The organism is Coleofasciculus sp. C1-SOL-03, assembly GCF_040220555.1.
GTDB lineage: Bacteria > Cyanobacteriota > Cyanobacteriia > Cyanobacteriales > Coleofasciculaceae > Coleofasciculus.
In genome coordinates this window covers 14284-35649 of sequence record NZ_JAVJUO010000058.1, presented here as the reverse complement: position 1 = coordinate 35649, position 21366 = coordinate 14284, and the positions used below count along the sequence as shown (strand labels likewise).

Sequence of the window (21366 nt, the reverse complement as noted above, 5' to 3'; positions counted from 1 at the left end):
ATGATCAATGACTAATAACTAATCAATTAAACCTTCCTCCTTAGCACGCATCTGGGTTTGAATCCGAATATTTTTCCCCGGTTCCGGATAAACGCCCAAAGCGTCTTGAACCTTCGTCCAATAATGACGCACGGTGCGTTCAGCAACATTCATCTGCTGAGCGATCGCTTTATCTTGTAATCCTTCTTGAAAGGCTAGGGTCAACAGTTCCAACCATTCTGGCTTAACTTCCAACCCCGTTCGCATCTCTTTTGGCGTGTAAACCACTCCCTGAAGCGCCCAATCAACCTTAGTTAACATTTCCTTAAGTGGCAGACTTTTGTCTACAATCGTAAAACCCCCTTCATGAGTCGCGATCGCCGGTTTGAGACGCACCAGTGAGCGGACATGAGCACTTTGAACCACAATATTCAGGGTAGGATACTGCTCCATCAAGGTTCTCAACAGTTGAATCCCTGTCTCCGTTCGCGCCATGTCTCCAGGTTGCTCTGGAATAGACAGATCCAGAATCGCCAAATCCGGTTGAGCGCCCTCGACTTGTTGTTGAGCGCCTCGTGCAGTTTGAGCGGTGATCACGTCTGCTTCTGGGTACTGTTTTGTGAGCAGATTCACAGTTCCATCCAAGACGGCTTCGTGATCATCAACCACGAGAATTTTTGACTTGACTCGCTTTGGTGAATTTAGACTCATATTCAAATCCGTCGCAGTCTAGGGTTACTTTGGGGAGCTGAGGTTGGGGCGATCGCCAACGGAAGTGCCAAGTGACCATCAGCTCCTTTCTCTTATAAAAGCACTGTCCTCCGGTGACAAAGTGAAAAGCTTCCTTAAGATAGTCCAAATCTTTGAGACTCGATGGACAAACCACTGTTGATTGATGAGGATAAAAGAGTTGAACTCTAATATCACTGAACTTCCCCTGTTTCGTTAAGCGGACATGAATGGATAGTTGGGTGGAAACCTCTGAGGGAAGCATACCAATTTTTTCAGTCTGGCATTGTTGAAACCCTCTGAGTATACCTCTGGTGTTGGTGTCATTGCTCCAACGGGATGTACCCCCTTGGGATAAGGTAATTCGCAGTAACTCATCTAAGGCGATTAAAATCACTCGAGAGCACTCAGGAGACTCATCCTGCCAATCCCCCGGCAGTTCCATCTGAATGTTAAGCTGGGGATTGTAAGTTTGCCACAGTTCGAGCAAATACTGTATGGCTAGGGGCAAACTTTCCTCAACAAAAGGAGGCGATAGGCGATCGCTCAATTGTCCCAGAGAATGATGGAACTTTTCAATCCCCTTTAACCAGCCTCGGACATGCTCCAGGGAAATCTCATGAGTATCTCCCAGCCATAACTCTAAGCTGCGACGCATCGCCAATGACTCTTGCAACAACCCATTCCGAATTCGCTCAGTTTCACAATACAGTTGAAACCCTCGCCTGCGTTCCCACCATCGTAAGGCTCGTCGCGCCCTAGAGTAGGATAGGAATATCCCCACACAGATGGCTGCACCAGCACTCAAAACGACAGACTCTAGGACAATCAAATAGGAAGCATCAACCATTTTGGGATCATCAATTTTGCTTGGATTAGCAGACTCAGACCAGAAAGCAAGCGATCGCAGCACAGACTCCTTGCTTAAGCAAGATGGTAAGAACACTAAGACTTCAGCCTTAACTGATTGTATGCCAGTACCGTTAGCGGTGTTGTTTACACGTCGCAGCCCATTGCTTAAGATTTAAAAGCGTTTCAAGTCCATACTAGGAGTCTTAGAGCAGTCGCCCATTACCGAAATTGACCAAGTTGGTTGCCTTTTTTGGCTGATCGAATGACACAATCTTGCCAGTCCTTTTGCCGAAAACTGCAAAAAACACCATTACCCTGAAAGGGCGGGTAAGCTGTTCGGCATTTAAACCTTAATGTCAACCACTGCAACATCGTTGTAATACGAGCCAGCAAGATCGCTACCCATTCCCAATTTAAATGCGTGACAGCTTCAGCGACTTGAATAGTAGGTAGGGTGTCGGGCGTTAACTCTTAAGGGAAATTTAATATCTGAACGACTATTCAGGTGTTACGCTAAAAAAAATATCTGAAGACCTGTTCAGATATTGAGTAAAACTCTATTTTGGAGAGAAGCAATGACCACTGCCACTCAAACCCAATGTGCCTGTGACTCCTGCGTGTGCATGGTAAGCACCGAGTCAGCCGTGCAGAAAGACGGCAAATACTACTGTAGCGATGCTTGCGCTAACGGTCATCCCAACGGTGCTGGCTGTGGACATTCAGGTTGTGAATGTCACGCTTAATGGTTCACCAACGCCACATATAGTCGGGCACGATAGTATCGTGCCCCTACGAATTATGATTTAGCTTTATCGACGAGAAGCCTAACGATCTAATCGTGATTGACCTGTGATTGCCAATCTTGAGTCGTGTCCACTGTCGTAACCAGGGACTGTTCAGCCTCGGTGAAAGGTTCAGCCGTGGCTTGTTGGCGACTGAGTAAATCCACCGTTGCATCGGATACATCTCCCGTGCGAGATGAGAGGCGATCGCGTAGGACTTCCATGGGGGCAGTGCAGTGTAGAATCTGTAAGGGCAACTGATGTGCCTGGGCTTTAGCGATCGCATCCCCGCGAAATGCCTGTCGATCATATTTAGCATCGAGAATCACCGGGAAGCCCTGCTGTGCCAACATAATGCCTAATTCTAACAGGCGATCGTAGGTTTTCTGGTTCATCTGGGGGGTATAGAGTTCATCAGTACCCTTGTGATCTAACGGAATACCCGCTAAATGTTTCCGTACCGCATCAGAACGCAGGTGAATCGCCCCCAACTGCTGCGCCAATTGTCGCGCGACTGTGCTTTTCCCTGAACCTGATAACCCGGACATAATCACAACTTGTCCGGAATTCGTTTTCGTATAGTCCCAAGCCAGTCGATAATAATCGGCTGCTGTGTTAGCGGCGTCTTGCTTCGTCTCCTCCGCAACCGCCGGATCATCAAGTAAAAAGGAGGTAACTTTTGCCCGCACATAAGCTTGGCGACATAAGTACAAGGGCAATACCTGCAACCCTTGCCAATCCCCAGTTTGCTCCAGATAGGTATTCAGAAACACATTCCCCAACTCCTTAGCCCCCCGCGCATCCAAGTCCATTACCACAAAAGCGATATCATACATCACATCCACAAAGCGGAAGGGTTCATTAAACTCAATCCGATCAAACAGTTGAATCTGATCATGCCACAGGCAAATATTTCTCAGGTGTAAATCCCCGTGACATTCCCGAATCCGGTTATTTTCCAGACGCTGTTCTAATAACGCCTGTCGTTGGGCAAAAAAGCGATCGCTAAATTGTTTCGTTTCGTTAAACTGCTGTTGGGTTTGCGCCCTACCGATATAGTGTTCCGTTTGCTGATAATTTTCGTCAAACGCCTCACGAATTTGGGCAGGTGTCCCAAAACTGCGAATATAGTCATTGGTTTGGCTTTGAGCATGGAATTGGGCCACAACTCGTCCCAGGTTCTCCATATCCGTTGCCGTCAAATTGCCTTGCTCGAACCGTTTGCTAAACAGGGCATCTTGGGGAAATTGGCGCATTTTCAGGGCATATTCTACGGGCTGAGAGTCATCCCCTAGAATCAAGCGATCGCCCTTTTGACTAATTGGCAACACGTCTAGATAAATCTCCGGTGCTTGGGGTTGATTCATCTGCAACTCTTGCCAACAGAAATGCTCTCGTTTCTCCAACGTGGAAAAATCTAAAAAGCTAAAGTTAACCGCTTTCTTGACTTTATAGGCATAATCCCCGGTCAGAAACACGTAAGACACATGAGTTTGAATCAAATCAATAGGAGTTTGAACCGGATGAGGATAAAAATCCGGTTGCTTCATTTGATGAATTAGATCCGACATCTGTAACTATCCCTCAAACTTTCACAAATGGCATAAGACCAATGACAAATAACGTAGGGCTTGCTTCTCAAGGGCAGCGACTTTTTCACCCTGAACATTTATTATGTCTACCTATTAAAAAAAGCCAGGGATAATCTTGTGTTCCCTGGCTCGAAAAACGATGTCTCTAACGTTAAATTTCTTCTTCGTTCGCTAACAAGGACATTGCTTCATCGACCTCAGATTCCTCAGAGGGTTCAGTTGGCATCGTGGACGGACCGAGGATATTAACAACGGTTCGTTGGGGATCATCCATCGCAGTAGCACCTGCTGGCAATAGAATTTCATGAACATGCAAGCTGGCACCGATATCCAAGTTGGAGATATCAACCTCAATGGCTTCTGGAATATTATCCGGAGCGCATTCAACTTGAAGTTCCGTCATGACATGTTCTAAAATGCCGCCTTGCTTCACGCCAAACGCTGTTCCCACCAAATTTACAGGTAAGGAGATTTGGATAGTATCCTGACTTGCCACTGAGAAAAAACTCAGGTGATAGACGATTGGCTTCCAGGGATGAGTTTGCACTTCTCGCAGCAGTGCTTTTCCCTTCCAAGACAGGTCAGGAATATTGACCTGAACAGGGGTATGGTTAACATCAGCCTGTTTGAGTAAGGTTTCTGCGGCTTTAGCTTCAACCGTGAGAGCGACGGATTCAGCACCCTTGTGACCATAGAGTGTGGCGGGGATTAAACCCTCTCTACGTAAGGCTTTAGGCTTAATTCCCTCGGCTCGTTTTTGACATTCAACTTTAACGTCCATAGCTAATCGTTTGGTTCAAGTATTGGTGTTGGTGATTCGTTATTTGTCTTATGTCTTATGTCATTCGTCGTTCGTCATACTTGCTTTTGGAGAATCAAGTTACGTCACAACAGGAGACAAAGAACAAACAAGCAAGGACAAAAGACCAAGAACAAAGGACAAAGAACAAGTTTATCCCGATGTTACTGGGATACCATTAGCGTCGAGTAATGCTCGTTTGGGTCCATGGATAGGATCTTCTACGATGATAGTCTGGTCACGGCTGGCACCTAAAGACACGAGTGCGATCGGCACGTCCATCAGTTCTGCCAGGAACTTTAGATAAGCTAGCGCCTGCTTGGGTAAATCGTCCAATGTCCGACAGTGAACAGTAGATTGTTGCCAACCGGGTAACGTTTTGTAGATCGGTTGACACTGAGCAAACCGACGTGCATTGCTGGGAAAGTCTTCACAGCGTTGACCATTGATTTCGTAGGCGACACAAACCTTGAGTTCTTCTAGGGTATCAAGAACATCAAGCTTGGTGATTGCCAGACAATCCATCCCATTGATCCGAACCGCATAGCGCCCAATAACCGCATCAAACCAGCCGCAGCGACGGCGGCGTCCGGTTGTTGTACCAAATTCCGCACCGCGATCGCATAAGAGTTGTCCCTGTTCGCCATGAAGTTCCGTGGGAAATGGTCCTTCACCGACGCGGGTGGTATAGGCTTTAGCCACACCAATGACCCGATCAATCATCGTTGGTCCTACCCCCGCACCCACACAAGCACCACCTGCTACTGGGTTGGAGGAGGTGACGTAGGGATAGGTTCCATGATCCAAGTCCAATAACGTCCCTTGCGCCCCTTCAAATAAGATATTGCGTCGTTGTTGAGTCGCATCATAAATTTTCAGCGAACAGTCAACTACGTGAGGACGTAATCGTTCAGCATACGCTAGATACTGATCGATCACCGTCGCCGGATCTAGGGGCGCTAAATTATAGAGTTTTTCTAGAACAGCATTTTTATAATTAATTGTCCAATTAAGCTGTTTGCGTAGGATATCGGCGTCCATGAGATCGACAACTCGAATACCAATACGCTCAGATTTATCGGCGTAGGTTGGACCAATTCCTCGACCTGTGGTACCGATTTTATGGTCACCCCGTCGCTCTTCCGATGCTTGGTCGATTAACCGATGATAAGGCATCGTGACGTGAGCTGTTTCGGAAATGAGCAGTTTTTGGGTAGAAATGCCTAATTGTTCGAGTTGGTCAAGTTCACCAATCAGAACTTGGGGGTCAATGACTGTCCCCGATCCGATAATACATTCTGTTTCTGGATATAAAATCCCAGAGGGAATCAGGTGCAGCTTAAAGGTTTGACCCTGAACCACCACGGTATGTCCCGCATTGACCCCCCCCTGGTAACGGACGACGACATCTGCGGACTTGCTTAGTAAGTCGGTGACTTTACCTTTTCCTTCATCGCCCCATTGGGCACCGATTACAACAACGTTAGCCAAGGGTTTATTATACGCGCTAAAGTTTACACAAATCACCATTATGTGCAGCAGGTGCGATCGCTGTCAATCGATTTGGTGATTCGTCATTTGTCATTCGTCATTCGTCATTTGTCATTCGTTGCTCCCCTCCCTCATCTTCCCCATCTCCCCACACCCGACACCCGACACCCGACACCCCACACCCCACACCCGACACCCCACACCCGACACCCCACACCCCACACCCGACACCCGACACCCGACACCCCACACCCCACACCCGACACCCCACACCCCACACCCCACACCCGACACCCCACACCCGACACCCCACACCGAAACCTCAGAAAATCTCAGGGACAAACGTTTGTGTAGACATAGGCGGACGGTGATACTCCGATTCCGGCTGTCGGGGGGGTAATTCAATCGGGTCTGGTGTTAAATCTTTATAGGGAATCAGACTTAACAGGTGAGAAATACAATTAAGACGGGCGCGTTTTTTCTCATCGGCTTCCACCACATACCACGGCGATTGCTTAATATCCGTCGCCGCAAACATTTCATCCTTGGCTTTAGAATACTCCACCCAGCGAGCGCGAGACTCTAAATCCATGGGACTGAGTTTCCAGCGCTTGGTGGGATCTTCCATGCGTTGACGAAAACGGCGTTCTTGCTCATCGTCACTCACGGAAAACCAATACTTGATCAGAATAATTCCCGATCGCTGAATCATGCATTCAAATTCTGGACACGATCGCAGAAACTCCTGATACTCCTCATCCGTGCAAAACCCCATCACTCGTTCCACACCCGCTCGATTGTACCAACTGCGGTCAAACAGTACCATTTCCCCGGCTGCTGGCAAATATGGCACATAGCGTTGAAAATACCATTGGGTTTTCTCTCGTTCTGTGGGTGTCCCCAGCGCCACAACTTTACACACACGGGGATTCAAGCATTCTGTAATCCGCTTGATTACGCCACCTTTCCCGGCTGCATCCCGCCCTTCAAAAACGACGACAACTTTTAATCCCTTTTGTTTAATCCATTCCTGCAATTTGACTAACTCAACCTGCAACCGACGCAATTCCCGTTTGTAAACTTTTTTCTTCAATTTCTTGGATTTGCCTTTGTCGGTTTTCACTTTTTCTTTTTCTTTGACTAGGGAATTTGTTTGATCTGTCACTTTTCCGTTGGTTGACTTGTTGGACATTATTTAAGATAGCTCTCGCTACTCTAGCTCAGGAAATCATAGAAAACCGCTATACAATATTTTTTTGTATCAAAAATCACTCCCCAGCCTGAAAGACCTGTTGAACCGTCAACTTTAGATCAGGGAACGTGGGTGAAACAATGCGGTCATCTCCCCTAAACTGACTCACCTGATACTCACTGTCAATGAGTTGGTAAACACTAAATGTCGGTCGTTTGGGGTTACCAATGTAGAATGTAGCGCCTCCCCCCTAATCCCAGATAGTCCACAATCCAATACTCAGGAATACCCATCGCCTCGTAGTCTTCCAGCTTCAGCGCATAATCATCACTCCAATTAGTCGAAACGACCTCAACCACCAGACGTGTGGAAGACCCTTGAGTAATAATAGATTCTCGTTCCCATCGGGGATCATCTCCGATAGTTTGGGAATTCAACACAATCACATCCGGTTCATATCCGGACTCATAAGGGATGGGTTTGATCACGCATTCCTTGGAAATAAAACTCTGATGTAAAGCCCTGCGGATTTCAACGTTCAGTTCAGCGACAAGGAAACCGGCTATCCGTGAATGTTTGCCAGTGGGTTTAGGCATTTCAATAATTACTCCATTGTGAAGTTCATAATGGTGTTCTGATTTCTCTGGATACCAAGCAATAAATTCATCGAATGTTACAGGTTTAGGTAAGGCTTGAATCATGGTGTGTGGGGAGAAAGGTTTCTCAAGGATGATTTCCCCACTTGAGGAAACCGTCCTGATTATCTTAACTGGAATGGTACTGACGCCTAAGCTGGTGGGCAATGCCCACCCTACAGGATATCAAGGGTTTCGGCAATCCCCATATACACGCTTTTCAGTGCCATGAATCTTGACTGGGCTTTGGCTAACACAGAAAATCTAGCGACTATGGCGTGAGCCTCCGATAAGGTAACATTGTATCAATTCCTGTAATTGTATCAATTTGTAAACAAGCACCTGACGAACTACAATTGTCTATGCAAACCATCGTTGCTCCTAGCCTTCATCCCTCCCACCGAACTCCAGGACATCCCCTTAAACTGGTTGTCTTGGGCGATAGCCTAATCTATGGATTTGGTGATCCCGAAGGAGGGGGCTGGGTTGAACGGCTACGACGCCAATGCATGTTACCCGAGAGTCCCGGTCATGTCCTCTACAATTTGGGCGTCCGAGGTGATGGTGTCAAGCAAGTCGAAGAACGTCTCGAACATGAGTTTCGCCGTCGGGGGGAACTGAGAAATCGCGTCCCTGATGCCATAATTTTATCTGTAGGCGTGAATGATTCTGCCCGTGTCGGACGTTCCACAGGTCGTAATTATACAGACTTTGAGACTTTCCAACAGGAACTGGCAAATCTACTCAACCAAGCCCAGCGCTTATGTCCGGTTCTGTTTGTGGGAATGGTTCCTGTGGATGAAACGAAGATGCCTTTTCTAGATTGTTTCTACTATACTCATGATGATCAGTATCGCTATAAAGAAGCGACTCGTTTAGCTTGTCTGAGACGCCAGATTCCTTATCTGGATATTTTTGATCTCTGGATGAATCGGGGAACTCAGTGGTGGACTAAGCAACTGTCTTCAGATGGACTTCATCCCAATGTGATGGGGTATCGGGCGTTGCTAGATGATGTTCTGGATTGGGAACCATTCCGTCATCTTTAAACAATTTTGTCGGCTATAGGTCTAAGGCGGGACATTTTGGTTAGGAAAGGGAACAGGGGACAGGGAACAGGGAACAGAGAACAAATTTGTCCCGGCTTGGGTTGGTAGCCTTTTGTCTTATGTCTTATGTCTTATGTCTTATGTCTTATGTCTTATGTCTTATGTCATACTCGCTCCCTGGAAAAGCCAGCCACGTTATTTGTCTGTGGTTATTGAGAATACTCGATTGATTCAATGTAAACGATGTCAAGGATAAGGAGAAGGACGTTAAATTATAGAATTCATGATTCATAATTCAATGGTTCATTAGTCTTTGATTTTTAATCCCTCATCAAAAGGCGCCATGATATATAAAATTAAACTGCGACTTTATCAAATCTTAGAGCGACCTGATATTAGGGATAGAGCTAGCCAAATCGTTGACGGAATTATTTGGACATTAATCGCTCTGAATTTAATTAGCTTTACATTGGAAACAGTTGAGCCAATTTGGCAGCAGTATAGACAATACTTTCTTATTTTTGAGAGATTTTCAATTGCCGTATTTACCGTTGAATATATATTAAGAGTTTGGATATGTACGGTCAATCCAGACTATAAGTATCCGGTATGGGGACGGCTACGATTCATGCTCACCCCTTTAATGATCATCGATTTAATTGCAATTTTACCCTTTTATCTACCCCTCCTATTTCCGGATTTGCGATTTTTAAGATCCTTACGCTTATTTCGCTTTTTTAGGATTCTTAAGTTGAGCCGTTATTCAAGTTCATTAAGAACATTAGGACGAGTGATTCATTCTAAAAAAGAAGAATTAATTGTTAGCTTTTTCGTTTTGTTTATTTTATTATTTTGCGCCTCTAGTCTAATTTATTTTGCCGAACATGAGGCACAAGCAGAAGCGTTTCCCAATATCCCTATGTCCATGTGGTGGGGTGTGATTACTTTAACCACTGTAGGCTACGGTGATGTCTATCCGGTGACGCTAATCGGGAAATTCTTGGGGGCGATATTAGCGGTGATGGGAATTGGTTTATTTGCTTTACCTGCTGGTATATTGGCGTCTGGATTCTCCGAAGAACTCCAAGCGAAACACCCGATGAAACGCAAGCGAACCTCAAAGTTTTGTCCTCATTGCGGAAAACCTATTCATTGATCCCCATTCGGAATGTCTCATCCTAAAACAGAATGGCAAGGCAGTTTAGAGTTAGTCTATGCCAATGATCAGGGCAAAACCCGCTTAGTGCGCGATCGCATAACTTCCCCTCTGAAGGTGCAGCGCCCGTTTTACCCAGAAGGGCAAGGGGTTTGTCATACCGTCGTCTTACATACAGCCGGAGGTATGGTTGGCGGCGATCGCTTATCTCAAACCATTCACCTCCAAGAAAATGCTCAAGCCTTGATTACCACGGCGGCGGCGAGTAAAATCTATCGCAGCAACGGGCAAAGCGCCAACCAACGGATTCATATCCACGTCGAGGCGGGGGCTTGTTTGGAATGGTTACCCCAGCAAACAATTGTATTTAATGGTGCGGTTTATCAGCAGCAGATGAAGGTAGAATTAGCTCCGGGCGCCAGTTGGTTAGCCTGGGAGATTACCCGATTTGGGCGTACTGCCAGGAAGGAACGGTTCTTACAAGGAGATTGGCGATCGCATACCGAAATCTGGCAGCAAGGGCGCCCATTGTGGATTGATCGTCAGTGGTTACCAGGAGGAGAAGCGGTACTCGATAGTCCCCATGGATTAGCCGGACAACCCATTGTCGGAACCCTGATCTGGATCGGGCAACCCGTATCATCGGAGATAGTAGATAATGCCAGAAGCCTGTGGACAGCAACCCAGCGCCAAGGAGAAGCCGGAGTGACGCAAACTCAGAACCAAGGATTATTATGCCGTTATCGCGGTTCATCAACCACCGAGGTGCGAAACTGGTTTACAGAAGTTTGGCAATGTCTACGTCTTACCTATCTGGATCGCACAGTTTCCAAACCACGAGTTTGGCTACTGTAGGGGCGCACCGACGTGCGCCCAATTTAACCATCAATCTGCCCAATTTAATCATCAAATCTATTCCACAATTTTAGCTGTGTCAGCTGATTCAATCGCGTCTACTGTCTAATTATCCATCGCTATTATGCAACTCTCACCCCAGGAAAAAGATAAATTACTGGTTTTCACCGCCGCCCTATTAGCGGAACGACGTAAAGCACGCGGACTCAAGCTAAATTATCCCGAAGCCGTCGCCTATATTTCGGCGGCTATTTTAGAAGGGGCGAGAGAGGGGCGCACGGTGGCGGAGTTAATGAGTGATGGAACCACTCTGCTAACACGGGATGATGTCATGGACGGCATACCAGAGATGGTGCAGGAAGTCCAGGTTGAAGCCACATTTCCCGATGGCACGAAACTCGTCACAGTTCATAATCCCATTCGCTCGTAGGGATTTGGTCACCAAACCCAGACAAAGCTTACAGAAGAAGATTCTCCATTAGCACCTTATTTGATTTGGGGTGATGCGCCAAAGAAAATATTGCTAATATTCCATAGATGGAATATATTGTGGTTAAAGTGAATGACAAAATATACTACCCTATCTGAAGAGTTAAATAAACTTCCCAGAGAGAGACAAGAACGAATTGAAACCAGAGCGTCCCAAATTCGCCTTGAAGAAATTACGCTGAGACATCTGCGGGAAAAACTCGGTTTATCTCAATCAGAATTAGCTGAGCGTCTTGAGGTACAGCAACCAGCAATATCCAAGCTGGAACGTAGGCAAAATCTGGAATTAAATACACTTCGAGCCGTTGTCAATGCTTTGGGTGGAACTCTGGAAATTATTGTCAGAATTCCGAATAAAGAACCGATACGTCTTAGTGATGTTCAAAACTAGGAAATTGTCAAACTTGGGCGCGATCGCAGTGGCGTGTTACACCTTATTTGATGAATTAGAGCATCCAGAAACTGTAGGGGCGCAAGGCTTGCGCCCGATTCAATGGTAAAATCTATTCCACAATTTTAGCTGTGTCAGTCCAGTAGGCGGTATTGTGTTCCTACCAGCCTTCTGCCTCCTGCCTCCTACACATCATCCAATATCCATTCCGACGCCCGTTCCCCCATCTCAATCGGAATGCTCACCGCTTTTCCGAGTCGGGGACGTTCACGAGTTTGCTCGATGTACTCTTGCACTTGGGGAACCGCACCCCAACCATTGAGATAATGGGCAATGGCGTCCAGACGCTCTAGATACTCGACTTCGGACAGGGGAAACGACTTCTGCTCTAGGTACTTCCACATCACCTGAACAAAAATTTTTCCCTGAGTCCGCCGAAGCTGGATGTCATAAGAGCGTCCCCACTTGCTGAGCAGGATTTGGTGCAACTCTTGTCCTGTCATAGATCCCTTACCTGGCTGATTGTTTACATTTTTTTACAAAGATAAAGTTTCTTTACTTTATGAGAAGCGTACAAAAAATGTAATAATACTCATAGCTTACGCCTTAAATCCTTACTTACATAAGGATTGTGGCAACCCTGCTCGCGGTTGAATCCCTCTTCATAAAAGGAGCGGGGTAAAGAAAATGCTGGGAATCATCCCAGAGTTGTTAAAAAAATATACCCTTAGGCGTTCAGTTATGGCTCAAGTATCTGGCTCCCCAGATGTCCCCGATATGGGGCGTCGTCAATTTATGAACCTTTTGGCGTTTGGTACGATTACGGGTACTCTCGTTGGTGCCCTTTATCCAGTCGTCAAATACTTTATTCCTCCATCCAGTGGTGGTGCTGGCGGTGGTGTCACCGCGAAAGATGCTTTGGGCAATGATATCCAGGTTAGCGAGTTTTTAAGCAACCATAACCCAGGCGATCGCACCTTGGCTCAAGGTCTCAAAGGTGATCCCACTTACGTCGTCGTAACCGAAGACAAAGCGATCGCGGACTACGGAATCAACGCGATCTGCACTCACCTAGGATGTGTGGTTCCCTGGAATGCCAGTGAGAACAAATTCGTCTGTCCTTGTCATGGTTCTCAGTACAACAGTCAGGGCAAAGTAGTCCGTGGACCAGCCCCCTTGTCATTAGCCTTGGTTCACGCTAACGTCACCGAAGAGGATACCCTGACCTTTTCCCAGTGGACGGAAACCGATTTCCGCACGGATGACGATCCCTGGTGGACTTAATAGTTTTCGTCATTTGTCCTGAGTGAGGGGCAAATGACATGACCCATTTTTGAATTGTGAATTTTTTCCTTAAGCGATGAGAACACCTTCTTTATCGGTGATGTACAAAAGCAGCAAGCGGATTATTACCCAAGCCCTCTTGCTGACTTTGGCAACAGCGGCATTTTTCTTCATTAGTGATATTTCCCTTCCCCAATCGGCGGCGGCTTATCCGTTCTGGGCGCAGCAAACCGCCCCGGAAACTCCCCGCGAAGCCACTGGACGGATTGTTTGCGCCAACTGTCACCTCGCCGCGAAACCCACAGAAGTGGAACTTCCCCAATCCGTTAAACCGGATACTGTCTTTGAAGCTGTGGTGAAAATCCCCTATGACCTTGATACCCAACAAATTTTAGGAGATGGTTCCAAAGGCGGTCTGAATGTCGGCGCTGTGGTCATGTTACCCGAGGGCTTTAAAATTGCTCCCGAAGACCGCATTCCTGAAGAATTACAGGAAGAAGTTGGCGGACTTTACTTCCAGCCCTATAGCGCCGACCAGGAAAACGTAGTGATTATTGGTCCCCTACCGGGTGAACAGTATCAAGAAATTGTTTTCCCAGTTCTTTCTCCGAATCCAAAAACAGAAAAAGATGTCCATTTTGGTAAATACTCGGTTCACGTTGGCGCTAACCGAGGTCGTGGTCAGGTTTATCCGGCTGGGAATAAGAGTAACAACGCGGTCTACAATTCCACAAAAGCCGGTTTAATTTCTCAAATTACCAAATTAGAAGAAGGCGGCTACGACGTTACTCTTCAAACCCCTGAGGGTGACACCGTTGTAAATACCATTCCTGCAGGACCCGAATTGGTGGTTTCCGAAGGGCAAGAGGTCGCCGCAGGTGAGGCGTTAACCACTGATCCTAATGTCGGTGGATTTGGTCAAGTAGACGGCGAAATTGTCTTACAAGACCCGGCTCGGATTAAGTGGCTAATGGTCTTCATTGGTGCAATTATGTTTTCTCAACTCTTCCTCGTCTTGAAGAAAAAGCAGATTGAGAAAGTACAAGCGGCAGAAATGAACTTCTAAGTTCGGCGCTAGTTCATTGCAGCCAACTCATTTCATGCAAACTAATAAGGGACAGGCTAACTAGCCTGTCCCTTATATTATTCAGTGTTTATAGCAAAAGATAGGAAGTAGAGGGCAGCAGGCATAAGGTTGATTACTCTTGCCTATTCCCTATTGCCTCTCCCCACCACAGCACTTATTCAGCAGCCTCTAATGACTACTCAGCCTCTTTTTGTTCACCTTCATTTTCGTTTTTGGTCTCGCGATTCCCAAAAAAGCGCTTGTTTCTTGAGAAAGACGAAGAAGAAGACTTCTTGCGAAACTGCCGAGCATAAGCTTGGTTGCGAGAGGCTTTCTCTTTTTTCAAATTGCGGCGTTTAGCCATTTTAGATGTCTCCATCAATACAACAAAACGCTTCTGTAGATTCACACATAAGCGCCACAGTCAACTCAAAACCTAGAAGCGGTTGTTTCTGCGACCACCACCGCTTTTTGCACGATCTTCACGAGGTCGCGCTTGATTGACCTTGAGTTCACGACCCATCCATTCAGCGCCGTTTAGCTCAGAAATTGCTGAGGCTTCTTCGTCTTGGGTCCCCATTTCCACAAAGCCAAACCCCCGCAGGCGACCTGTTTCGCGATCAGTCGGCAGATGAACTCGCTTGACGGTACCATACTCGGCAAAGACTTCGCTAAGGTCTTCAGAGGTAACGGAATAGTCGAGATTGCCTACATAAATTGACATCGATTGATGTTCTCCCCAATCAAAAAGTGTGTCGAGAGCCAAGATTTCGGAGAACAGCCTGTCAATACTTTAGGGGAAAAACCTATGAATACTGAAAACAAACGTAGTCACCGCTTTGAGTCTCAATAGACATTGTAACGAATTCCTGCCCGGTTAGGGGATATTGCTGATCATTCCACTGAGAGACATGCAGGCTAAGCATTTTCAAGCCAAGTCTTGAGGTAGATGACAGGGGAAAGCATCGATCGCAGACAATAGGTAGATCTCTCAAGACCTGTCTATGCGCGTATCGGCAAAAACCATTCAAACTCTACTGACAATCATCGCCATCATCTTAGCGATCGCGGCGCTGAAGGCAACCAGTGCGATTACCATACCCTTAGCGTTTGCTTTTTTCATCGCCGTGTTAGTCAATCCTCTGCAACGTTGGCTGAATCGTCACGTACCCCATTGGCTGAGTTTGGTCATTGTCATGCTGGTTCTGGCTGGCGTTGTTGGGTTAGCCATCGGCGCACTGCTATTGAGTGCAGAAATTGTGGAACCTAAAGCACCTCAATACCTTGACCGTTTGCAGCAGATGTTCCAAGATGCGATGGCATGGGCAAAACAACGGGGGCTTCCCGTGGAACAGTTATCCTCCCAAGATTCCCAGGGTCAATTAACCAATGAAGCGATCGGCGGACTCAAGTTTCTCTGGAATGGGTTAAGCCTATTTATTTTAATGGTCTCGCTACTCGTCTTACTTTTACTCGAAGTCGGACAGTACCGAGAGAAAATTGAACGGAGTTTAGCGTCCAAAACCAGTGCGAAGGTGATCAATGCTGTCGCGAGAATGAGCGATAAGCTGCGAGGTTACCTTCTCATTCAGTCGTTCACCTGTGTCCTGACAGGCATACTGACAGGTATATGGTGTTGGGTGTTGGGCGTAGATTTTGCTTTGGTTTGGGGATTAGTCGCCTTTGTTCTCAACTACGTCCCCACTCTCGGTTCGATTGTCGCGGTGATCCCGCCAACCCTACTGGTGCTCATTTTTCAGGGAATCGGGCGAGGAGTAGCAACGTTAGTCGGTTTGGCTGTCATTCAGGTGATTTTAGGCAACTTCGTTGATCCGCGCCTCCAGGGACGTACCCTCAAGCTTTCACCCTTTGTAGCGCTATTGTCGATTGTATTCTGGGGTTGGGTGTGGGGGATTCCGGGCGCCGTACTGGGTATTCCCATGACCATATCTCTGATTGTATTTAGCCAAGAGTTTAAATCAACCCGCGCGATCGCACTCCTGTTTGGCGATACGGATGACCCAGAGTTGAAAAAGAAATTGAAGTAAGTGGGTGGGGGCAATTAAACTTGACAGCAGGGATCATGCTTTGTCATTCGTCATTTGTAGGGATTTGACAATCACTTGAAATCTCTACCCACAGATAGGCTAAACGCCCAATCCAAGTCGCTATTCTAAGTGAAGACAGCTATAGGAGACGATTTATGTCTGTTGCTAAAGTTATTGAAGTTGTTTCTTCCTCGTCAAAAAGTTTTGATGACGCCATACAACAAGGTTTAGCCGAAACAGCCGCTTCTCTACAGGGCATTAGCGGAATAGAAATTATCAATTGGACAGCTGATGTAGAAAACGATAAGATCGTAACCTACAAGGTGACGATGCATGTCGCTTTTAAGGTCGAGCGTTAATCTAATCCTCTAAACAAAGCTGCCACGCATTTAAATTGGGTATTAGTCGCGAGCCAGATGTTCGCCCTACCAGGGCGAGAGCCATTTTTGATATTAAGGTTTAAATGCCGAACAGCTTATTAGAATATCAGAAAAGATACGTTCTGCAAGACTATAAAGGCTTTTTTTGATGATTGAATCCACACAAACACCTGTTCCACCAGCCAAACCCCCTGAACCTTCTAAACCCGATGCCATTCCGGTAGAACCACCACCCCCTCCACCTCCTGTGCAACCACCACCCCGACCGACACCTGTTGATCCCGCCAAGGAAAAAGATCAGTAAGTAGGTGGGAAAAATTAACGTTAATGGTGAGGATCGTCATTTGTCATTCGTAATGGTATAAGGTTCCATGATCTGAATAGTAATAACACCATCGGTGACATTCTGTTGCGGCAAAATCGCTATCGAGGTAAAGTATCCAGCATCACGATAAAGTTGCGCGATCGCATCCGTGGCATTCTGAAGTTAAAAGTTACCCAGTGAGGGGCACGGCAATGTTCCCTACCCTAGATTAGGGATAATTGAATTCGGTAGGGACACGATATTATCGTGCCCTGATCAGTTGATAGTAAGCTTGAAGAAGAGTAGGCTCTGGAAAAAACGCGATACGTTCCTTCTTCAGCAGGCTCCGCCAACGCGAAAATAGTTTAATCAAACTTACTTAAATAAGCATAAACTCGAAGGTCGTGAAGGATAAATCGATTCAGGATAAATATCGTAGCGATCGCGATGATATTATTCGCTAGGGATAATTTTACTTACATTTTTATAGGCGATCCTACTCTACAACTACCTACAATTTAACGGAGTGTAGCCAAAATCGTAGTTCTAAACTGCTCAACATTTTCCGCTTCCTTATAAAATACGACTAAATTAATACTTTTAGTATAAATTACTATCCAACGTTGCTTGATCAAGAAAAATAAAACAATGAAAATTATGCCGAGATAAAACCAAATTGTAGCTAGTCCTAGCCATAATAGCCACCAAAGGCGACCTTCAACGATTTCGATTGAGCCAATATCATCAAGACGAGTGTGAATTTCTTTATTTTCCAAACCATAAGCGAGTTTAATTCTAGTTTGCAATAAATCATCGAGCAGTTTTATCGTAATCTTTGAGCGACCACTAGCCGGAACAACCACATTTCCCCAGATTATTCCAGATTTTCCCTTAATCTCCGTTACAGGTTGCCCGAAAGGGTTAGTGGTTACGCTGTCTTTCATTGTAGATTAATTGAGGTGAACTCCTATCTCCAGCGTCTCTCCTTCTACGGATAATCGCCTCCGTCATCCCACGCGATCGCTTTACGGGAATTTGCTGATGACAGAAAGACACTTTATCCGTTAAAAAACTGCCTCAAACAACCGTAATTAGCATTTGTAAAGTGTGAGTAAAGACTTCGCGATCGCTAAATTATTTGGGTGTCGAATGGGTAAACTAGGTAAAGACGTGTAAAAAGATTAGATTGAACATTGAATTCGGTAGGGACACGATACCATCGTGTCCTGATTAGTTAATAGTAAGCTCAAGCAGCAGATGAGCTAAATTGGAAATTGGACAAAAAAGATAAATTCATAACGTATAACCGATGAAAGATAGTGTAGTTTTTATTGCCAGTGGCGCTACGGCTGGCGCTGGTGTATCTGCCACAATCGGCACGATGGGATTAGTGGGCGGATTTGGCGGAGTAGCCATTGGTATGACTCCAGTTACCGCAGCAGGTGCGGTGGCGGGTGCGGCGGCGTATGGTGCTTTTAAGGCAATTGAAGCAGGGGATGCTAAAGCATTTGGCGCAATTGGAATGGGTGCTGTTGGTGGTGCTTATGTATCCTCAACCATTGGCGGTATGGGATTAGCTGGAAGTTTTGGCGCTGTTGGCATTGGTATGGGTACAATGGCAATGGCTGGGGGAGTAGTTGGATTGGGTGTTTATGGGTTGTATAAAGCCTGCAAACCAGAACCTGGACAACGAATGGCAGGTGCTGTAGACGCTTTTGGGCGCATGGAAACTAAAGTGCTGGAAATGGAAGCCTATACTCAAGCACTTCTGGAATTAGATCCCGTATTTGCCGAAGATAGTTGGAAACAAAAATTCGCGGCTCTAGAAATTGAGGAAGAGTTGGAGGCGCTAAAGGCTCAACAGCAACAAAAAGCTAAATCGACTGCTAATTCTCCATCAGATAATCAAATTTTCAGTAATTTTGAGAAACCGGAAAATCAAGTCAAAACCATTGCCATTGAGTCTCAAGCGTCTCCGAGTTGGCAATGTATAAATATTCTCAAAGGACATCAAGCAAGAGTTACCGCGATCGCGATTAGCGCCGATGGACAAATTTTGGCAAGTGGAAGCGAAGATCAAACCGTTAGTTTATGGGACTTGAAAACCGGAAAACGGGATTTTACTTTCTTTGGACAAGCTAAAGAAGTTTTTGCCGTGGCGATTAGTCCCCAGGGAAAAAAGCTGGTTGCTGGTGGATTTGACAATAAAATCACCAGTTGGCAGGTAGATAGTAAAGCATTGCTACATCCCTTCTTTTACCCGAATTCCACCTACAGTCATTTAGGCTTTATTTCCTGCCTGACATTTAGCCCAGATCGAAAGATTCTGGCTAGTGCGAGTGGTGATAAAACAATCCGATTGTGGGGTGGATACACTGGAGAACTTAAACGTACCCTGAATGCTCATTCAGACACAGTTTGGTCGATTACTATCAGTCCAGATGGTCAAACGCTGGTTAGTGGTAGTGCAGATAAAACGATTCGGGTTTGGTCTTTAAGCAGTTATAAACAACCTCAGATTATTACCGGACATTCTAACTGGGTGACATCGGTGGCTATCAGTCCCGACGGCAAAATTCTGGCAAGTGGTAGCGCCGATGGGACGGTGAAAATATGGAATATCAAGACAGGAAAATTACTCAAAACTCTAGATAAACAATTAAAGGGGATCGTTGCCATTGCCATCAGTCCGAATGGAAAACTCTTGGCAAGTGCTGACAGGAATGCTGTCCATCTTTGGAATGTACAAACAGGTCAATTACTTGGCACACTGGCTGGATGTAATCCTGTGGTTTTCAGCCCAGATGGACAAATCTTAGTCAGTGGTGGTAAAGCAGGAACGATTAAGATTTGGCGTAACCAGTTTGGTGTTAAAACTACCCCCTTTGAGTCGGGATTATCAGGTGAATGGTGGGAAATTTTAGCCGTGGAAATGGACGCCGATATCAACAGTGTTAAGTTTGCATACCGTAAATTAGCTCGTAAATATCACCCGGATATCAATTCCTCGGCTACGGCTATAGCCAAAATGCAAGCAATTAATCAGGCGTATGAAGCCTTTTTGCAGAAATTCAGTCAGGGTTTAAATTAGTATAGTGTGGCACACCTTCTTTGAGGAATTATAAATACATCCTCCAAACCGTAGGGGCGCACCGACGTGCGCCCATAAAATACCGACGTGCGCCCATAAAATAGGCAAATCTAATCCATCATTGTAGCTGTGTAAATCTAGTAAATGAATTGAACCGTGATCAATTAATTAGTCTTGAAGAAGAGTAGATTTTGGCAACACTTTCATGACAGCATCCATTTATAGCTTGCCCATTGAATCAACGTTGGGGATAGCTCGGCATTACTTTATTTCATCAGATGGAACCTTCAATAATTCTATTGGCTGGGGTGCAAACGGCATTGAATACAATGGAAACGGTGCAAAATTAACTCCTGAGCAAGAGAAACGAGTTAAGGAATATCCAGAAAAGTTCGGTTGCTACAATATTCACAGCAACAATTGTGAAATGTTTGCCTGGTATGTCATGATCGGAAGGCGTTATTCCGGTCAAACTCAAGTCAATTCCCATACAAAAATAGGAGCCAATGTTATTTCTCTAGTCCAACCTGTCTTAACGGTTCGCGGGATGAAGTACGTTCAGCTAGAACAAGCGATTATCAAAAAATTAAATGAAGACTTAGAGGCGGCTACAACAGCTAAATTAGAGGCAGAACAAGCCATGCGATATGAGTTTTGGGAAAAGCGCGATCGCAAAAACATGAAAAGGTCTACGTAGGTGCTTGTTTGAGGGCGTGATTGCTAAAATAATCATAGAATAAGACTGTCTAATTATGTAGAGTATATCTGTACATCGAGAACTTCAGGTTAACGATTGAGACTGGGAGCAACAACAGCCAAGTAATTTCAGAAAAATGGGTCAGCAAGGCGATCAATCTCATTGATTATATTCTCAATTTGTTCAGAGTATAATGGCATATTTAAACGAAGATATTAAAGATACCGTGTACAGTATAGCGATTAAATAATATATTGATCGTGTACGTCGGTTTAATCAAAGTTAGTGAAATAAGCATAAACTCGAAGGTCGTGAAGGATAAATTGTCGGGACGGGTTTAGCCGTTTAATTTTGGTATAGACCAATAACCTATCAACAAAACCCGCCCTTCATCCTAACAGGGATGGTTTTGTAGCTGATCACACAAAAAAATCATCGGCTCTCGTTCCTCATCTTCCCTGTTCTCTTTGTCTACACCCGTGAGTTTCACATCTCCAAGAGAATT

Annotated in this window: 24 protein-coding genes and 2 pseudogenes; 13 read left to right on the top strand and 13 right to left on the bottom strand. The window is 45.7% G+C overall.

Features of this window, described 5'->3' with window-relative positions; translation table 11 throughout:
- Window positions 1-18: 18 nt before the first annotated feature.
- Together RIE73_RS08405 and RIE73_RS08400 are read right to left on the bottom strand one after the other, a co-directional pair.
- Complete coding sequence (locus RIE73_RS08405) at window positions 19-690, bottom strand: response regulator transcription factor (RefSeq protein WP_446400759.1); 672 nt, start codon at window positions 688-690, stop codon at window positions 19-21.
- Window positions 641-1558, bottom strand: coding sequence for a hypothetical protein (locus RIE73_RS08400; RefSeq protein ID WP_446400758.1), 918 nt, complete (start codon window positions 1556-1558; stop codon window positions 641-643). The genes RIE73_RS08405 and RIE73_RS08400 overlap by 50 nt, the downstream gene beginning before the upstream one ends.
- 577 nt (window positions 1559-2135) lie before the next feature.
- On the opposite strand from RIE73_RS08400, the gene RIE73_RS08395 reads away from it, so the two are divergent.
- A complete protein-coding gene (locus tag RIE73_RS08395; RefSeq protein WP_446400757.1) occupies window positions 2136-2303 on the top strand; it encodes a metallothionein in 168 nt (55 codons plus the stop codon).
- Between the two features lie 89 nt (window positions 2304-2392).
- Here RIE73_RS08395 and RIE73_RS08390 read toward each other — a convergent pair whose 3' ends face one another.
- The 6 genes and pseudogenes from RIE73_RS08390 to RIE73_RS08365 all read right to left on the bottom strand — a co-directional run bounded on the left by RIE73_RS08390 (window position 2393) and on the right by RIE73_RS08365 (window position 8117).
- Window positions 2393-3913: a bifunctional aminoglycoside phosphotransferase/ATP-binding protein gene (locus RIE73_RS08390; RefSeq protein WP_446400756.1), complete on the bottom strand. Its 1521-nt coding sequence runs from the start codon at window positions 3911-3913 to the stop codon at window positions 2393-2395.
- Window positions 3914-4085: 172 nt separating this feature from the next.
- On the bottom strand, window positions 4086-4715 hold the full coding sequence (locus tag RIE73_RS08385) for a 50S ribosomal protein L25/general stress protein Ctc (RefSeq protein WP_446400755.1): 630 nt from the start codon (window positions 4713-4715) through the stop codon (window positions 4086-4088).
- A 171-nt stretch (window positions 4716-4886) separates the two neighbouring features.
- Window positions 4887-6224, bottom strand: coding sequence for an adenylosuccinate synthase (locus RIE73_RS08380; RefSeq protein WP_446400754.1), 1338 nt, complete (start codon window positions 6222-6224; stop codon window positions 4887-4889).
- Between the two features lie 97 nt (window positions 6225-6321).
- Window positions 6322-6537 (bottom strand): hypothetical protein, encoded by a 216-nt coding sequence (locus RIE73_RS08375; RefSeq protein ID WP_446400753.1) that lies wholly within the window; start codon window positions 6535-6537, stop codon window positions 6322-6324.
- A gap of 9 nt (window positions 6538-6546) precedes the next feature.
- Window positions 6547-7416 carry a polyphosphate kinase 2 gene (gene ppk2 / locus RIE73_RS08370; protein WP_446400752.1) on the bottom strand — a complete coding sequence of 290 codons (870 nt, stop codon included), beginning with the start codon at window positions 7414-7416 and terminating at the stop codon, window positions 6547-6549.
- Window positions 7417-7492: 76 nt separating this feature from the next.
- A pseudogene (locus RIE73_RS08365) lies at window positions 7493-8117 on the bottom strand (Uma2 family endonuclease).
- A gap of 296 nt (window positions 8118-8413) precedes the next feature.
- Here RIE73_RS08365 and RIE73_RS08360 point away from each other — a divergent pair.
- The 5 genes from RIE73_RS08360 (at window position 8414) to RIE73_RS08340 (ending at window position 11991) form a co-directional block, all read left to right on the top strand.
- Window positions 8414-9100, top strand: a complete 687-nt coding sequence (locus RIE73_RS08360; protein WP_446400751.1) for a GDSL-type esterase/lipase family protein — start codon at window positions 8414-8416, stop codon at window positions 9098-9100.
- A gap of 343 nt (window positions 9101-9443) precedes the next feature.
- Window positions 9444-10256 carry an ion transporter gene (locus RIE73_RS08355; RefSeq protein ID WP_446400750.1) on the top strand — a complete coding sequence of 271 codons (813 nt, stop codon included), beginning with the start codon at window positions 9444-9446 and terminating at the stop codon, window positions 10254-10256.
- A 12-nt stretch (window positions 10257-10268) separates the two neighbouring features.
- Window positions 10269-11111 carry an urease accessory protein UreD gene (locus RIE73_RS08350; protein WP_446400749.1) on the top strand — a complete coding sequence of 281 codons (843 nt, stop codon included), beginning with the start codon at window positions 10269-10271 and terminating at the stop codon, window positions 11109-11111.
- A 124-nt stretch (window positions 11112-11235) separates the two neighbouring features.
- Complete coding sequence (ureA, locus tag RIE73_RS08345; protein ID WP_446390755.1) at window positions 11236-11541, top strand: urease subunit gamma; 306 nt, start codon at window positions 11236-11238, stop codon at window positions 11539-11541.
- Between the two features lie 132 nt (window positions 11542-11673).
- Window positions 11674-11991, top strand: a complete 318-nt coding sequence (locus RIE73_RS08340) for a helix-turn-helix domain-containing protein (RefSeq protein WP_446400748.1) — start codon at window positions 11674-11676, stop codon at window positions 11989-11991.
- Between the two features lie 185 nt (window positions 11992-12176).
- Here RIE73_RS08340 and RIE73_RS08335 read toward each other — a convergent pair whose 3' ends face one another.
- Entirely contained in the window at window positions 12177-12494 is a 318-nt protein-coding gene (locus RIE73_RS08335) for a DUF3067 family protein (RefSeq protein ID WP_446400747.1), read from the bottom strand.
- Between the two features lie 238 nt (window positions 12495-12732).
- On the opposite strand from RIE73_RS08335, the gene petC reads away from it, so the two are divergent.
- Together petC and petA are read left to right on the top strand one after the other, a co-directional pair.
- On the top strand, window positions 12733-13275 hold the full coding sequence (gene petC, locus RIE73_RS08330; protein ID WP_446400818.1) for a cytochrome b6-f complex iron-sulfur subunit: 543 nt from the start codon (window positions 12733-12735) through the stop codon (window positions 13273-13275).
- Between the two features lie 76 nt (window positions 13276-13351).
- A complete protein-coding gene (gene petA, locus RIE73_RS08325) occupies window positions 13352-14341 on the top strand; it encodes a cytochrome f (RefSeq protein ID WP_446400746.1) in 990 nt (329 codons plus the stop codon).
- 196 nt (window positions 14342-14537) lie between these two features.
- Here petA and RIE73_RS08320 read toward each other — a convergent pair whose 3' ends face one another.
- Both RIE73_RS08320 and RIE73_RS08315 read right to left on the bottom strand, forming a co-directional pair.
- On the bottom strand, window positions 14538-14705 hold the full coding sequence (locus tag RIE73_RS08320) for a hypothetical protein (RefSeq protein ID WP_446400745.1): 168 nt from the start codon (window positions 14703-14705) through the stop codon (window positions 14538-14540).
- 72 nt (window positions 14706-14777) lie between these two features.
- The gene (locus RIE73_RS08315) at window positions 14778-15065 is read right to left on the bottom strand and encodes an RNA recognition motif domain-containing protein (protein WP_446400744.1); all 288 of its coding nucleotides are present in this window, start codon (window positions 15063-15065) and stop codon (window positions 14778-14780) included.
- A 280-nt stretch (window positions 15066-15345) separates the two neighbouring features.
- Here RIE73_RS08315 and RIE73_RS08310 point away from each other — a divergent pair, with 280 nt between their 5' ends.
- The 3 genes from RIE73_RS08310 to RIE73_RS08300 all read left to right on the top strand — a co-directional run bounded on the left by RIE73_RS08310 (window position 15346) and on the right by RIE73_RS08300 (window position 17073).
- A complete protein-coding gene (locus tag RIE73_RS08310; protein ID WP_446400743.1) occupies window positions 15346-16389 on the top strand; it encodes an AI-2E family transporter in 1044 nt (347 codons plus the stop codon).
- 155 nt (window positions 16390-16544) lie between these two features.
- The gene (locus tag RIE73_RS08305) at window positions 16545-16748 is read left to right on the top strand and encodes a dodecin family protein (RefSeq protein WP_446400742.1); all 204 of its coding nucleotides are present in this window, start codon (window positions 16545-16547) and stop codon (window positions 16746-16748) included.
- A 169-nt stretch (window positions 16749-16917) separates the two neighbouring features.
- Window positions 16918-17073 carry a hypothetical protein gene (locus tag RIE73_RS08300; protein WP_446400741.1) on the top strand — a complete coding sequence of 52 codons (156 nt, stop codon included), beginning with the start codon at window positions 16918-16920 and terminating at the stop codon, window positions 17071-17073.
- 36 nt (window positions 17074-17109) lie between these two features.
- On the opposite strand, the pseudogene RIE73_RS08295 reads toward RIE73_RS08300, so the two are convergent.
- A pseudogene (locus tag RIE73_RS08295) lies at window positions 17110-17244 on the bottom strand (POTRA domain-containing protein); the annotation flags it as partial.
- 347 nt (window positions 17245-17591) lie between these two features.
- Window positions 17592-18017 (bottom strand): hypothetical protein, encoded by a 426-nt coding sequence (locus RIE73_RS08290; RefSeq protein WP_446400740.1) that lies wholly within the window; start codon window positions 18015-18017, stop codon window positions 17592-17594.
- Between the two features lie 365 nt (window positions 18018-18382).
- Here RIE73_RS08290 and RIE73_RS08285 point away from each other — a divergent pair, with 365 nt between their 5' ends.
- Both RIE73_RS08285 and RIE73_RS08280 read left to right on the top strand, forming a co-directional pair.
- A complete protein-coding gene (locus RIE73_RS08285) occupies window positions 18383-20164 on the top strand; it encodes a WD40 domain-containing protein (protein WP_446400739.1) in 1782 nt (593 codons plus the stop codon).
- A 205-nt stretch (window positions 20165-20369) separates the two neighbouring features.
- Window positions 20370-20861, top strand: coding sequence for an NC domain-containing protein (locus RIE73_RS08280; protein WP_446400738.1), 492 nt, complete (start codon window positions 20370-20372; stop codon window positions 20859-20861).
- Window positions 20862-21366: the final 505 nt, after the last annotated feature.

Bases quoted from the DNA above. Each gene is read 5' to 3' on its own strand.
- RIE73_RS08405 (WP_446400759.1), bottom strand. From the start codon at position 690: ATGAGTCTAAATTCACCAAAGCGAGTCAAGTCAAAAATTCTCGTGGTT.
- RIE73_RS08400 (WP_446400758.1), bottom strand. From the start codon at position 1,558: ATGGTTGATGCTTCCTATTTGATTGTCCTAGAGTCTGTCGTTTTGAGT.
- RIE73_RS08395 (WP_446400757.1), top strand. From the start codon at position 2,136: ATGACCACTGCCACTCAAACCCAATGTGCCTGTGACTCCTGCGTGTGC.
- RIE73_RS08390 (WP_446400756.1), bottom strand. From the start codon at position 3,913: ATGTCGGATCTAATTCATCAAATGAAGCAACCGGATTTTTATCCTCAT.
- RIE73_RS08385 (WP_446400755.1), bottom strand. From the start codon at position 4,715: ATGGACGTTAAAGTTGAATGTCAAAAACGAGCCGAGGGAATTAAGCCT.
- ppk2 (WP_446400752.1), bottom strand. From the start codon at position 7,416: ATGTCCAACAAGTCAACCAACGGAAAAGTGACAGATCAAACAAATTCC.
- RIE73_RS08360 (WP_446400751.1), top strand. From the start codon at position 8,414: ATGCAAACCATCGTTGCTCCTAGCCTTCATCCCTCCCACCGAACTCCA.
- RIE73_RS08355 (WP_446400750.1), top strand. From the start codon at position 9,444: ATGATATATAAAATTAAACTGCGACTTTATCAAATCTTAGAGCGACCT.
- RIE73_RS08350 (WP_446400749.1), top strand. From the start codon at position 10,269: ATGTCTCATCCTAAAACAGAATGGCAAGGCAGTTTAGAGTTAGTCTAT.
- ureA (WP_446390755.1), top strand. From the start codon at position 11,236: ATGCAACTCTCACCCCAGGAAAAAGATAAATTACTGGTTTTCACCGCC.
- RIE73_RS08340 (WP_446400748.1), top strand. From the start codon at position 11,674: ATGACAAAATATACTACCCTATCTGAAGAGTTAAATAAACTTCCCAGA.
- RIE73_RS08335 (WP_446400747.1), bottom strand. From the start codon at position 12,494: ATGACAGGACAAGAGTTGCACCAAATCCTGCTCAGCAAGTGGGGACGC.
- petC (WP_446400818.1), top strand. From the start codon at position 12,733: ATGGCTCAAGTATCTGGCTCCCCAGATGTCCCCGATATGGGGCGTCGT.
- petA (WP_446400746.1), top strand. From the start codon at position 13,352: ATGAGAACACCTTCTTTATCGGTGATGTACAAAAGCAGCAAGCGGATT.
- RIE73_RS08320 (WP_446400745.1), bottom strand. From the start codon at position 14,705: ATGGCTAAACGCCGCAATTTGAAAAAAGAGAAAGCCTCTCGCAACCAA.
- RIE73_RS08315 (WP_446400744.1), bottom strand. From the start codon at position 15,065: ATGTCAATTTATGTAGGCAATCTCGACTATTCCGTTACCTCTGAAGAC.
- RIE73_RS08310 (WP_446400743.1), top strand. From the start codon at position 15,346: ATGCGCGTATCGGCAAAAACCATTCAAACTCTACTGACAATCATCGCC.
- RIE73_RS08305 (WP_446400742.1), top strand. From the start codon at position 16,545: ATGTCTGTTGCTAAAGTTATTGAAGTTGTTTCTTCCTCGTCAAAAAGT.
- RIE73_RS08300 (WP_446400741.1), top strand. From the start codon at position 16,918: ATGATTGAATCCACACAAACACCTGTTCCACCAGCCAAACCCCCTGAA.
- RIE73_RS08290 (WP_446400740.1), bottom strand. From the start codon at position 18,017: ATGAAAGACAGCGTAACCACTAACCCTTTCGGGCAACCTGTAACGGAG.
- RIE73_RS08285 (WP_446400739.1), top strand. From the start codon at position 18,383: ATGAAAGATAGTGTAGTTTTTATTGCCAGTGGCGCTACGGCTGGCGCT.
- RIE73_RS08280 (WP_446400738.1), top strand. From the start codon at position 20,370: ATGACAGCATCCATTTATAGCTTGCCCATTGAATCAACGTTGGGGATA.